Below are 14,188 nucleotides of genomic sequence, written 5' to 3' on the forward strand. Positions count from 1 at the left end.
TTTTACTGATAGTTAATAAAATGTGCGAGAAAAATAAAGCAACTAGCAAGGCCAAATAGCGCTAAGGTAAAACGCCAAATAAAGCTTGCCCACTCACTCCAATCAAGTTTAACAATGCCTAAACAGCCGATGAGGCTTGCTGAGGTGGGAATAAATATATTGGTTAGTCCATCACCTAATTGAAACGCCAGCACTACAATCTGCCGTGAAATATTTAATAGATCACCCAGTGGTGACATTAGCGGCATTGTGATTGCTGCTTGTCCTGAACCTGAAGATACAAAAAAGTTAAACACACTTTGAAATAATAGCATACCCCAAGCGGCGATATAGTCTGGTACAACTGAGATGCTGGTGGCGCTATAGTAAAGCAAAGTATTTAGAGTTGAAGGCGATGTTAAATCGCTACCGCCAAGTATTAAAATAACGCCTTTTGCTAAAGCAACCAAAAGCGCTGCGGGCAGGAGTTCTTGTGCACCCTCTTTAAATGCATTTGCGCTTTCATTTGCTGTTTGTTTTTTAAATAGACTAGCAATAACAGCAGAGGCTACACCTAAGCAGAAGAACTGCGCAGCTAATTCAGGAATATAATACTGCCTTGCCATAACACCCCAAATAACCCAAATAATACCTGCAATAAAGGTTATTAAGATAAGCTTATCTGCGCTGTCTAAGCTAATTGACTTGTTATTTTCTTGAGCACTTAGGTTCTTTGCCGATCTGATTGAATTAGCATATCGGATAGTAAATAGAAGGCCAAATGAGGTAAAAACCAGCCACGCAACCATTCTGAATCCGGCACCAGAAAACACCGGGATCTCTGCAATTGATTGAGCAATTGCGATACTAAATGGGTTCATCCAAGAGGTAGCAAAGCCAATCTGTGTCGCAACATAAGTTGTTAATACAGTTACTTTTGCATCATAACCGAGTTGTTTCATAATGGGGAATAACACAATACAAAAGGCGATGGCTTCTTCACCCATACCAAATACTGCGCCTCCTAATGAAAAAAGCACAAATAGCAAAGGAATGAATATCCACTCTACGTGTTGTGTTTTATTAATCAGCGCCATAATGCCGTTATTAATCGCACCCGTTTTTAAAATAACGCCAAAGGCGCCACCTGTGATTAAAATAAATGCCATTACCCCGATGGCTGCACCATATTTATCACCAGAGACTAAGCCTTCAAACAATACATTGGCTAGACCAATGCCTCCTCCTTCTGCAAAAAGGGCAGGTGGTGTATGTTCTGTTGCTTTTTGATACTGTGATAATTCAACACTGTGACTATCTTGTTCGGCATTAAACACACCGGGTGTTATAAATAAACTGGCTAAATAGGCGATGACTGCGACGCATAACAAAATGATGCTCGCATCAGGCATCGCAAACTGTTTGTTTTTCATAAAGTCACTTAACGATTGTTCGAAGAATGTGAGAAAAGCAAGGTATTGTAGCCCTTGCTGAGAAAGATTAACACTGAGAGCCGCGAGTTTGAGTTATTGATAACACAAACTTAGCAATGTGGGCGACATAGAGCCGCCCACATTAATGTTAAAAGCGATAGCTCAGACTCAACGTATAGCGAGTGCCATATGCATTATGATTGATTGAATCAAACCCGCGGCTTGAGCCATATAGCTTAGGGGGTTCTTTATCGAAGATATTATCAATACGAGCGCGGATTGATAATGCATCATTGACAAAATAGCCAGCTGATAAATCCCATACTAACCAGTCATCAACGTCACGTTTTAACTCCTCGTTAAGCTCGCCAAGCTCTTCTAGTTCGTCTATTTCACGACCACGCAGCCCTTCGATATCATCCTCATAACTACTGGTATAATTGGCACCGAGATTTAAGTAATAACTCTCAGCTTCCCAATCAATAGAAAATCTGCCTACATTTTCAGGGTAGCGATAAGTACCAATTAGTTTTTCGATTGCATCTGAGCCAGGTTTATTTCGCTCAAACTCTAAATAGTGTGTACCATCGAAAGCGAGTGTTAAATTACCTTTTGCAAAATTAAATTGATGATCAAATTTAAAATCGATACCTGCTAATGTCTGGGTGCCAGTATTTTCAAGAGGAATAACATGGTCTCTAAATAATGGCAGGAATAGCTCATCTTCTCGCGGGTTAAACTCACTAATATAGTTTGTGAGGATCTCTGAAAGATTAGCGCCATCACTTTCGATATTGAGTCCAGCATTATCGGTTACTTCACACAGCTGCTCCTCGTACGAAATACCTTGTTGACCTTGTGGTACTAGCCCACAGTGACGAAGAGAAGCATCTGTAATAGCTCTATCTAGCACTGCAGTCATATTGGTATCGATAACTTGTTCGTGATCAAAATGCCAATAATCAACCGTTAAGTTAGTATTTACAGATGGGCTCCATGCAAAGCCAATGCTGAGCGCTTCAGACTCTTCGGCTTTGAGTGCTTGATTACCGAGTTCTAGGCTGTTAACACTGACCTCGGTGCCATCACCCATACAATATAAATCTGCAACAGCCTGATTAGCACCGCAATCGAAGCGTGATTGTGTGGTACGTAATTTTACGCCAGCTTGAGTTAATGAAGGTGCTCTAAACGACGTTGACCAAGAACTTCTAATGATAAGAGAATCTGAAGGACGATAGCTTAAACCAACTTTAGGGTTAAACGTTCCACCAAAGTCATCGTAATGATCGTAACGACCAGCGACTTGCAGTTCTAGCTGCTCAGTGAATGGCACATTCAACTCTAAAAATGCAGCGTACTGAGTACGATCGGCTTCAGACAAGCTAGAGCCGAAACCAAATACATCTACCAAATAACCATTTTCAGGACGGGCTTGTGAGTCTAACGACGGAATATCTTTTAATTCTTCTCGTCTAGTTTCAATACCAAATGCAGCATAAATGGGTAACTCATTAAACGTAAATAAATCGCCATTAAAGTTTAAATCCCAACCATATACTGTACTTTCACCGCTTCTACTTGGGTTTGCCTTTGCAAGATCAAGCACTGCATCATTATTACTATCCCCCTGTAAAAACGGGTTGTAGAACGGCATTAACTTACCTTGTGCACAATTAAGCTGTGTTCCATCGTATGTAGCTAATGATCCGTCAGAGCATAATTCACCAGTGATAGCTGCATGAAATTGGTAGCGGTTATAAATACCATCAATTGCTTGTTGCTCTGACTTAGAACGAGAGAAGGTTACTCCCGACTCCCAACTCCAATCACCAATGTAACCGGCAAGGCTACTGACTAAGCGAAAGTTTTTGGTTTCGACTTCAACCGTTCGTGGTGAATTAAAGCGCGCATCAAATGCAAAGCCATATACATCTCGACCCGCTTGAGTGGTAAATGGATCAATATAAAGCTGGTCCATCAGCTCGTTACTGCCGTCAGCGTTATCATAAATAAATAACGCATCTTCAATAATATAAGGGCCGTCTTCGTCGTTTATTTGATTGATAGGGGCTGGTGATGAATACGCTTTTGATTTAGTTTGGCTATAGAAGAAATCGGTATGCCAATCTAAATCACCTAAGTTGCTGTTAAACATAAAGCCAGTTGATAGGCTTTCAAATGGGGTTTCTAGGTAATCATCTTGGTTAGCATAGTAAGCACAAATTTGCTCCCCATACTCAGTCGTAACAAGTTCTGTTTTACAGTTTGGCGCAGGTAGCTCATTGCCATCTCGACTACTGTAGTAATAAATGTTCGGCGAGTTCTCAAGTTTGGGTAAGTATGAGTAACCATTCACTAAATTTGGGGTTGCGGTATAGCTTCTGTCGGTCGCTTTAAAGGCATTGCGATCGTAAATATCGGCAAATACCGTTAAGTTACTCTCACCTATATTCGTGCCGTAAACTAAGTTAAGTTGTTTCTTACCTTCGTCATGACTGTCAAAACTATTAGTGTAAGAAGTGTTTACTTCAGCTCCTTGAAAGTCATCTTTAAGAATATAGTTAATAACACCAGCGACAGCATCAGCCCCATATATTGCCGATGCACCAGTGGCGAGAATATCAATGCGCTCGATTGCGGCAAGTGGAATTGAGTTCACATCAACAAAATTTTCAGTGCCTGCTGCGAACGAGCTCGGCGCAACACGACGGCCATTAATCAGTGTTAATGTAGCTGAGGGCCCCATACCACGAAGGCTGGCAGCAGATTGACCCGCTGGCGTTGAGGTTGATGTACCACCACTTTCAGATGTCGAAAAGGTACCTGATCCGCCTTTGAATACAGATAAATCTTTTAATAACTCATGAATAGTGTTCGCTCCTGAGCGCTTGATTGCATCTTGGTCAAGCACGGTAAGCGGGATGGTTCCTTCTAGATCAACCCCTTTAATTCGTGATCCTGTTACTTCTACTCGTTCAATTTTTTCTGATTGTTGGTCGTTTTGAGCATACACAGCATGAACTGGGCACAGCACAGCGCTGATTGCTACAGCAATTGATAACTGACGAAACATATTGATTTACCTTTGTCTTATACCAATCCGCAAAAATACTTAATTAAGCGAATTGGTATTAAATACCCACGGCAAAACCGTGACATTTTAAATAATTGTTATAATTTTTTTAGACAGGGCAGTGGGTTATAGACACAACTAGCCCCTCACAGGAAGTGAGGTGTGGCTACTCGTCAAACCACTCCGAAAGGTAGTGTGGAGAGTAGAAATATGTACAAAGCGATAATGCGTTTTTCAACATAATTCCAATCCGTAAGGTCTTTTGACAAAGCTAGTAATACAGTGCTAGCTTACTCGCGTTTTAAATGTTCCTTTTTTTTATAGCAAGCAACAAAAAGCTGTGCAAGTAATTTTCTAATATTTTTTTACAAGAGTGTAACAATATGAACATCCTTAAGGAGCAAAGTGCTAAATACCACATTGGGTTTATTTTTGGGGTATTTAGTGTTGTTTTCGCGTCATTTGGCAGTAAAGTTTATGCAAGTGAGCAACAGCAAACGTTAGTTTTAATTGGTGGGGCATTGACAACCTGCTCAAGTATGAGCCCTAAAAATTGCCTTTCTAATGAACAGATCAGTGGTAAACAAACTAATAAATTTCGATTAAATAATGATGCTTTATCTGCAATAAAGACAAACTGGCCAACAAATAATGAAAAAAATCGCCAGCAAACGCTTAAGGTATTAGCACAGATTGCACGTCAACAGTCTGATGTGAACACTAAAAGTGATATTTTATGGGCATGGCGTGATTTAGATAATACGTTATTGAACGCGTTAACAGATAAAGAGTATAACTTCGTGCTAGATACTCTCGAAGTTCCTGTGTTAACAGCCGATTCTACAAGACAAAAAGAGCAAGTTAGTGTACCGGATAACAATGAAAGTGCAGCAAGTGATATTTTAGACTTTGTGTCTGCTTCGTTAAAAACAACGGATGAATCACCAACCATTTTAGCGGTTACAGCTTCAAGCAGAGACCCTTATGAATCAGCAGATTTTTATGAAGGATTATTAAGCTTTAATGGTGTCGAATCAAAGTGGTTACCTTTAACACCCGCTTTAGCAAGAGCGATTACCAGTAAGCAATGTGAGAATTTAGATGCTTTACGTACTGAGACAATGGCTGTTTTTAACCGTGAGACTATTTACCCTGACCGAATTAAGGCCGAAAAAGCGCTTTGTGATCAAGGGGTAGAGCATTTAGTTAAACTGATTGAAAACGCAACTGGCATTATGTTTAACGGTGGTGATCAGAGCTTAACTAGACAGGTGCTTTTTGATGATAACGGCAAGCAATACCCTTGGACCCATGCAATTTTACAAAGGCCATTACTTGTTGGCACAAGTGCAGGAACAGCCGTGCAAAGTGGTGGTAAGAATGCCTATGGTTCGGTGCCTATGATTTCTAATGGGACTAGTTTAGCAGCATTAAGAGCTGGAGCATTTGCTGTTTCACCACCGAGTGAGCGCTGTAAAAATGAATGTGATAATAGCCTTTCAGCAGATTCATTAACCTATGAAAAACAAGGCGGTCTAGGTAGCTTTACTTACGGGGTTCTAGATACTCATTTTAGCGAGCGCAACAGAACCATGCGTTTGGCTAGATTACTGGCAGATTCAGGGCAAAAACATGGTTTTGGCATTGATGAAACTACGGCGCTTGTATCAATTCGAGCAGGTGAAACTGCATTAATGACGGTGATTGGTAAAAGTGGTGTAGTACATGTTCAATCAGACGCTAAAAACAAAGGAGCAATCAGTTATTGGCCTGCAGGGGCGGTTATTGATGTAACAAAGGATGGTTTTAGTCTTGCGAAGCGAACTGTTGATAATGCACTGCCTAGTATTAAAATTCCGCGATTACCGATGCAGCGTTTTGGTACTATTTTCTCTGATGCTAAATTGCGCTCGCTTGTGCAAGCTATGTGTTTAACTCAAGAGCAACAAGCTGTAGCCCAGCATGATGAGTTTCTACTCGATTTAAATGCTACTGAAGATACGCATTATTACCGTGTTAATAAAAGTAGTACGGGCTGTGCTGTAGAGAATCTAGCCTTTAGTGTTAAATCCTTTTAACACTATAAAGCACTGAAAAAGTAGTAGATTATTTGTTCGTTATTAGTTAGCGTAACACTAATAACGAACAAATCATGGAATGAGTTAATGAAATATAATCTACTACTTTTATTTATTTTTGGCTGTTTGTTTGCTTATTTATTCCAGTAGTAGGGGTTGGCTCAGCTTTAGCGATCCCTAGCGAAATTCTTACACCTCTTTATGATTTGTCACCTAAATTTGCTTTAACAGTGATTGATATTGCTACGTTAGGTATCCCACTAATAGCATTACTTTTTGTGTTCTTATTATTAAGTAAATGCCTCTACCTAAAAGACAAAGCGTATTCATATTTTATATTACTGACACCTTTTTTAGCACTGCATTTATATTTTGCTGTTAACAACTTTTCTGCAAATTTTGATAATACGACTTTGCTTGCAAGTTTGCCTAAGTATCTATTATTAATAATTTTTGTGGGGCTGTTTTCTAATCATAAAAAACCGAACTTTAGTTGATGTAAGTCATACGCGAAAGTTCAACATATAAGCTAATCTCTAATTAATCAGTGAACGAAGTTGGTCATAGAATGAAAAAATTACTGTTATTAACGAGCGGGGGAGATTGTCCAGGACTCAATGGGGTGATCAGAGCTGTGGTTAAAGCAGCCGAACATGATGGAAATTGGCAAGTCTATGGCAGTCGACGCGCTTACTGTGGTGTGTTAGAGACACCGCACGATATTATTCATCTTTCTGATGACGTTGTTGCTGGCATACATGTTCGTGGCGGTACTATTTTAGAGACGGTTAATAAAGGCAACCCTATTGCATTCCCGACAGACATAGAGGGTAAGCGTGTGTTGGTCGACCGATCCAATGAATTAATCAACGTAATTAGTGAACTAGGCTTTGATGCGGTTATTAATATTGGCGGTGATGGGTCCCACAGAGTGTCTCAGCATTTATATGAACGCGGGTTAAACATAATTGGTGTACCAAAAACCATTGATAATGATTTGTTTGGCACTGATTACACCATCGGTTTTCAAACTGCGGTAGACACCGCAACTGAAGCTATCGATCGGTTAATTCCGACGGCTCAAAGTCATAATCGCGTTATTATTACAGAAGTCATGGGGCGAGATGCAGGCTGGATTTGCTTACATTCGGCAATCGCAGCAGGCGCAGAAGTAGCGCTTCTTCCCGAAATTCCTTATTGCATAGATACGATTATTAACAAGCTACAGACTCGTTTCGATAATGGGCATGGCTTCGCTAATATTGTAATTTCTGAGGGCGCAAAACCAATTGAAGGTGAAGTTGTGAGTCACCAGTCTACTGAATTTGGCTACGAAAACCCTGTATTAGGAGGCATTGCAGAGCAATTGGCAATGCATATTAAAGCGCAACTCCCGTTAGATGTTCGTGTGACTGTTTTGGGTCATATTCAACGAGGTGGTACCCCTAATGCATTTGATAGGGTGCTTGGTGCAGAATATGGAGTATTGGCTTTTGAGCTTGTTAAACAAGGTAAATTTGGTTTAATACCGGTTCATAAAAATGGTGAAATTAAACCAATCAGTTTAAAAGAAGCAACATCACAATATCGGGCTATTCCTCTTGAGCATGTACTTATTAAAACAGCCAGAAGTATGGGCATATGCTTAGGTGATACCTAGGAAAATGGCTTGTTCATAAGCCGTGACTTATTTCACTAAATGCTGATTCTAAAATTGTTGTTTTAGCTTTGTTCAAAATTCATCCTAAAAAGCAAGGGTTTTATTTAATGTAAATTAATTTAAAGAGGGTTGATCTGTGTCAATTTTAGTTTAGAATGATCGTTCATTCTAAACTAAGGGTATAAACATGCACCGCTCTCGCATTCCATTTTTTGCAGTGTCAGCACTGGCTGCCGCTGTGCTTTTATCAGGCTGTGGCCAATCAGAACCAGCTCAAGGGCAGATGCAGGCAGCTCAGGCTGTTCCTGTGGGTGTTATTGAGATGCAAAGTAAACCGCTTACGCTAACAAAAGAGTTACCGGGTCGCGTGTCTGCATCACGTATCGCAGAAATCCGTCCACAGGTGAATGGTATTATTCAATCACGCTTATTTGTTGAAGGGGCGGAGGTTGAAAAAGGTCAGGCACTTTATCAAATTGACCCCTCTACATTTGAAGCCCAAGTTGCAACCAGTAAAGCGGCTATTACTAAAGCTGAGGCGAGTATTTCAAACGCAAAAGCGAAGTCTGAACGTTATAAAGAGCTACTCAGTATTAAAGCCGTTAGTCAACAAGACTATGATGAAGCCGATGCTGCTTACAAAGGAGCAAAAGCTGACTTACTAACAGCACAAGCACAATTAAAAACGGCTCAAATTAATTTAAATTACAGCAAAGTATTAGCGCCTATCAGTGGTCAAATTGGTAAATCAAATGTCACCGCAGGGGCGCTTGTTAGTGCAAACCAAGCAACAGCTTTAGCGACGATTACGCAACTTGATCCGATTTTTGTTGATTTAACCCAATCAAGCAGTGAACTTACTCGTCTTAAAAAAGCGATTGCTGCAGGTGAGCTTGATAAAGATGCCGCACTGCACTCTAACGTTGAGCTAAAAATGGAAGACGGAAGTACCTATCAACACAAAGGGGTGCTTAAATTTTCTGAAGTAACCGTTGACCCAAGCACAGGGTCAGTGACCTTGCGTGCAGAATTTCCTAACCCAGAAAAGCTTTTACTCCCAGGTATGTATGTTCGCGCGGTTGTTGTTGAAGGCGTTAAAAGCGATGCAATCTTAGCACCGCAACGAGGTGTTAGCCGCAATACAAAAGGTGAGCCGACAGCGATGGTGGTGAGTAAAGATAACACTGTAGAAGCTCGCGTGCTTAAAACAGACCGCACGGTCGGTTCAAACTGGTTAGTGACTGAGGGACTAAATAACGGCGATAAGCTCATTGTGGAAGGCTTACAAAAAATTCGCCCAGGTGCACCAGTCAATCCAATGCCTGCTGAAACAACAGCAAACAGCCAGTAACGGAGAATCTACATGTCACGATTTTTTATTGATCGGCCTATTTTTGCATGGGTACTTGCCATCGTTGTGATGCTGGCAGGTATTCTTGCAATAAAAAGTTTGCCGGTTGCGCAGTATCCATCAATAGCGCCACCTGCCATTAGCATTCAAGCCAATTACCCAGGTGCGTCTGCCCGTACATTAGAAGATACGGTTACCCAAGTTATAGAACAAAAGATGAAAGGGCTTGATGGCTTGTTGTATATGTCATCAACATCGGAGTCTAATGGTTCAGCAACACTTACATTGACTTTTAGCGCTGATACAGACCCTGATATCGCCCAAGTGCAAGTACAAAACAAACTGTCACTTGCAACGCCACTGTTACCTGAAGAAGTTCAGCGCCAAGGTGTGTCTGTTGCGAAATCGGCACGTAACTTCTTAATGGTTGTCGGTTTTGTTTCTGAAGACGGCAGTATGAATAATATCGACATTGGTGATTATGTTTCATCAAACGTGCTCGATATTATCTCGCGTGTCAATGGCGTGGGTGAGGTTCAGTTATTTGGTTCTCAATATGCAATGCGCATTTGGCTTGACCCATCAAAACTACAAAAATATGCATTAACACCGGCAGATATCAGTGCAGCCATTAGTGCTCAAAACGCACAAGTATCTGCGGGTCAGCTTGGGGCATTACCTGCAGTTGATGGCCAGCAATTAAATGCGACCGTAACGGCACAAAGCCGCCTTCAAACGCCAGAGCAATTTAGAGATATATTCGTTAAAACGAATCCTGATGGTTCAGTTGTGCGCCTAAGCGATGTAGCAAAGGTTGAATTAGGTGGTGAAAACTATGGTGTGGTTGCGCGTTTTAACGGTAAACCAGCATCGGGTTTAGGGGTAAAGCTAGCCAGTGGTGCGAACGCACTTGATACTGCTGATGGTGTTAAAGCGGCACTTGCTGAGCTTGAACCTTTCTTTCCTGAGGGGTTAACGACTGTTGTACCGTATGACACAACGCCTTTTGTCTCTTTATCAATCGAAAAAGTGGTTAGTACGCTAATTGAAGCCGTGGTTTTGGTGTTCTTAGTTATGTATTTATTCTTACAGAACTTTAGAGCGACACTTATTCCAACAATCGCTGTACCGGTTGTATTACTGGGTACCTTTGCGATTTTACAAGTATTTGGTTATTCAATTAATACCTTAACCATGTTCGCTATGGTGTTAGCGATAGGCTTACTTGTTGATGATGCAATCGTTGTCGTTGAAAACGTGGAACGTGTAATGACAGAAGAAAACCTGTCACCGCTTGAAGCAACACGTAAATCAATGGATGAAATTAAAGGGGCCTTGGTGGGGATTGCCATGGTGCTTTCTGCGGTATTCGTTCCTATGGCTTTCTTTGCAGGATCGACGGGCGTTATTTATCGTCAATTCTCAATTACGCTTGTAACAGCAATGAGCTTGTCGGTATTAGTGGCACTTATTCTGACACCAGCACTGTGTGCAACAATGCTAAAGCCAAGCCATGTACACAATGATAAATCACTATTTGGTCGTTTCTTTTTAGGCTTCAACCGAGGTTTCGATAAAACCAATGCGGGTGCGCAAGGGTTTGTTGCACGCATGATTAAGCACAGTAAACGTTACCTACTTTGCTATGGTTTAATTGTCGGCGGCATGGTGTATATTTTCTCGCAATTACCGTCTGCTTTCTTACCAGATGAAGACCAAGGTATATTGTTTAACCAAGTAAGCTTGCCAGCAGGTTCAACCACGGAACAAACGTTAAAAGTTGTTGAAAAAATGGAGCATCACTTCTTGGAAGATCAATCTGAAGCAGTGAAATCTATCTTTACAGTCACAGGTTTTAGCTTTGCGGGATCTGGTCAAAATGCAGCGATTGGCTTTGTTGGTTTAAAACACTGGGATGAACGTCAACGTCCTGATTTATCAGTGGGCGCTGTTGCGGGTAAAGCGATGGGATATTTCTCAACAATCAAAGAAGCGTTTGTGTTCGCGTTTCCACCTCCTGCAGTTGTAGAGCTTGGTACAGCAAACGGCTTTACCTTATTTTTACAAGACCGCGTAGGGCTTGGTCATGATAAGTTACTTGAAGCACGCAATATGTTTTTAGGCATGGCGGCTAAAAACCCGGTGCTTTCAGGTGTTCGCCCTAATGGCCAAGAAGATAAACCAGAGCTTGAACTGGATATTGATTTAGCTAAAGCAGAAGCGCTTGGCTTAACACAAACTGACATTAACAACACGTTATCAACGGCGTGGGGTAGTCGCTATGTAAATGACTTTATTGACCGTGGTCGTGTGAAAAAAGTATATTTGCAAGGGACTCCAGAATCACGCATGGTGCCCGAAGACCTCGATAAATGGTATGTGCGCAATGCAAACGGCGATATGGTGCCATTCACTGCATTTGCCCATTCATATTGGACTTATGGCTCACCACGCTTAGAGCGCTATAACGGCTTCTCGGCGATGGAAATTCAAGGTGCCGCTGCGCCAGGTTACAGTACAGGGCAGGCAATGGTTGAGGTTGAAAAAATAGTGAAACAGCTTCCTCCAGGTGTGGCATTTGAGTGGACCGGTATATCGTATGAAGAGCGTTTAAGTGGGGGTCAGGCACCGTTACTTTATGCATTGTCATTGCTGGTTGTATTTTTATGTCTTGCGGCATTATATGAAAGTTGGTCTGTGCCGGCTGCGGTGATGCTGATTGTTCCACTGGGTGTCTTTGGTGCGGGTGTGGCGTCATTTGTGTTTAATTTATCGAACGACATTTACTTGCAAGTTGGCTTATTAACAACCATAGGTTTAGCCTCTAAAAATGCGATTTTAATTGTTGAATTTGCGATTCATAAAATGGACGAAGGAATGAAGCTTGTTGATGCTGCAATTGCTGCTATTCGCTTACGTTTACGCCCAATCTTTATGACGTCAATGGCGTTCGTATGCGGTGTTTTACCGCTTGCGATAGCATCAAGTGCAGGCTCGGGAGCTCAAAATGCACTCGGTATTGCAGTGATTGGTGGCACACTTGCTTCATCAACAATCGTGGTGTTATTCGTTCCGTTATTCTTTGTGTTAGTTCGTCGCGTATTTCCCGGCAAACAAAAAGTGAATAGTGAGGAGCAAGCATAATGAAACTTAAACTGGTCTCTATTTCAGTCGCTACGTTAGTGCTTTCGGCCTGTAATATGGCCCCTGACCTTGAACAGCGTGAATTACCTGTTGCACCACACTATGCAGATGAAACCAATGCGGGAAATATTAATGACCTGCATTGGCAAGCGTTCTTTAGTAATGCGCAATTACAACAGTTAATTGAATTAACGCTCGAACATAACAAAGACATAAAAACGGCTGCACTTAATGTGCAGCAGGTGAGAGCGATGTATCAAATTGAGGATTCAAATCTGTATCCAAGTATCGATTTGAATGCATCGGGTACACGTCAACGTTTACCCGGGAGCTTAACGGGCACAGGTGAGGCAGCTATCAGTGAGAACTATTCTGCTACCGTGGGGTTAACCGCGTATGAGCTCGATCTTTGGGGAAAGGTTCGTAATCAATCTGAACAAGCTTTGCAAAATCTTTATTCTGCTGAGTATAGTTTATCCAGTGTTCGTATCAGCTTAATTTCTGAGCTGGTTAATGCATGGCTCAATTACGCAACGGATAAAGCACTGTTAGAGCTTGCTAATGACACATTAAAGTCGCAGCAAGAGTCACTTGCGCTTACGCGTAAAACATTTGCGCTTGGTGCAGCATCACAACTTACGTTATCGCAGCTAGAAAGTACGGTTGCGAGAGCGAAAGTAGATATAGCGAATTACCAGCGTTTACTTAAGCGTGATAAAAATGCGTTAGATTTTTTGGTCGGCCAATCAGTCAATGTCGATTTATTGCCTAAGCAAAGTATTGATACCGTACTTAGTATGCCCGAGGTGCCGGTTGGTTTACCGTCGGAGTTGTTAACACAACGTCCTGACATTAAAGCTGCTGAACATGATTTACGTGCTGCAAATGCGAATATTGGTGTTGCTAAAGCGGCTTTTTACCCAAGTATTAGCTTAACAGCCAATGCGGGGACGGCATCAGCAGATTTAAACAATTTATTTGATGCAGGCTCGGGCACGTGGAGCTTTGTGCCTTCTATTAATTTGCCTATCTTTAATATGGGTCGTAACCAAGCAAATTTAGAGGTGGCTGAAACGCAGCAAAAAGTGGCCTTAACGCGTTATGAGCAAACAATTCAACAGGCATTTAAAGAAGTGTCTGACGCATTAGCAGACCGTCAAGGTTATAAGCAACAATTAGCAGCGCTAAATGACCTTTACCAAAGCAATGAGCTGTCTTTTACCTTATCGGATGCACGCTTTCAAAAAGGGGCTGATAGCTATTTACAGGTACTCGATGCGCAGCGCAATTGGTACAGTGCGGGCCAGCAGTTAATTATGGGTAAGCAAGCGTATCTTGCAAGCCAAATTAATTTGTATAAGGCCCTTGGCGGTGGTTGGAATGCACAAGGTGCTGTTCAATAAGCCAGCAATTGCATAGTTTATTTAAGGATTTACACGATCTTAGTTGTTTTGCTTTAGCGCTATG

7 protein-coding genes are annotated in these 14,188 nt (G+C 41.6%); 5 read left to right on the forward strand and 2 right to left on the reverse strand.

What is annotated here, in order from left to right:
• Window positions 1-2: 2 nt before the first annotated feature.
• Entirely contained in the window at window positions 3-1,412 is a 1,410-nt protein-coding gene (yfcC, locus tag ACSSVW_RS02235; RefSeq protein ID WP_281547083.1) for a putative basic amino acid antiporter YfcC, read from the reverse strand.
• Between the two features lie 148 nt (window positions 1,413-1,560).
• Window positions 1,561-4,488 carry a TonB-dependent receptor domain-containing protein gene (locus tag ACSSVW_RS02240; protein ID WP_454178755.1) on the reverse strand — a complete coding sequence of 976 codons (2,928 nt, stop codon included), beginning with the start codon at window positions 4,486-4,488 and terminating at the stop codon, window positions 1,561-1,563.
• 383 nt (window positions 4,489-4,871) lie between these two features.
• Here ACSSVW_RS02240 and ACSSVW_RS02245 point away from each other — a divergent pair, with 383 nt between their 5' ends.
• From ACSSVW_RS02245 to ACSSVW_RS02265, 5 genes are all read left to right on the forward strand, one after another.
• Window positions 4,872-6,566, forward strand: coding sequence for a cyanophycinase (locus ACSSVW_RS02245; protein ID WP_421420555.1), 1,695 nt, complete (start codon window positions 4,872-4,874; stop codon window positions 6,564-6,566).
• 568 nt (window positions 6,567-7,134) lie between these two features.
• Entirely contained in the window at window positions 7,135-8,226 is a 1,092-nt protein-coding gene (locus ACSSVW_RS02250; protein WP_421420556.1) for a 6-phosphofructokinase, read from the forward strand.
• 187 nt (window positions 8,227-8,413) lie between these two features.
• Entirely contained in the window at window positions 8,414-9,577 is a 1,164-nt protein-coding gene (locus ACSSVW_RS02255; protein ID WP_421420558.1) for an efflux RND transporter periplasmic adaptor subunit, read from the forward strand.
• 12 nt (window positions 9,578-9,589) lie between these two features.
• On the forward strand, window positions 9,590-12,721 hold the full coding sequence (locus ACSSVW_RS02260) for an efflux RND transporter permease subunit (RefSeq protein ID WP_036972767.1): 3,132 nt from the start codon (window positions 9,590-9,592) through the stop codon (window positions 12,719-12,721).
• Window positions 12,721-14,124, forward strand: a complete 1,404-nt coding sequence (locus ACSSVW_RS02265) for an efflux transporter outer membrane subunit (protein WP_065979144.1) — start codon at window positions 12,721-12,723, stop codon at window positions 14,122-14,124. Before ACSSVW_RS02260 ends, ACSSVW_RS02265 begins: the two co-directional genes overlap by 1 nt.
• Window positions 14,125-14,188 lie beyond the last annotated feature (64 nt).

It is taken from the genome of Pseudoalteromonas sp. MBR-15, from assembly GCF_053628915.1.

Excerpts from the sequence above, each read along its gene's own strand:
- ACSSVW_RS02250 (WP_421420556.1), top strand. The coding sequence starts at position 7,135 with ATGAAAAAATTACTGTTATTAACGAGCGGGGGAGATTGTCCAGGACTC.
- yfcC (WP_281547083.1), bottom strand. The coding sequence starts at position 1,412 with ATGAAAAACAAACAGTTTGCGATGCCTGATGCGAGCATCATTTTGTTA.
- ACSSVW_RS02265 (WP_065979144.1), top strand. The coding sequence starts at position 12,721 with ATGAAACTTAAACTGGTCTCTATTTCAGTCGCTACGTTAGTGCTTTCG.
- ACSSVW_RS02260 (WP_036972767.1), top strand. The coding sequence starts at position 9,590 with ATGTCACGATTTTTTATTGATCGGCCTATTTTTGCATGGGTACTTGCC.
- ACSSVW_RS02255 (WP_421420558.1), top strand. The coding sequence starts at position 8,414 with ATGCACCGCTCTCGCATTCCATTTTTTGCAGTGTCAGCACTGGCTGCC.
- ACSSVW_RS02245 (WP_421420555.1), top strand. The coding sequence starts at position 4,872 with ATGAACATCCTTAAGGAGCAAAGTGCTAAATACCACATTGGGTTTATT.
- ACSSVW_RS02240 (WP_454178755.1), bottom strand. The coding sequence starts at position 4,488 with ATGTTTCGTCAGTTATCAATTGCTGTAGCAATCAGCGCTGTGCTGTGC.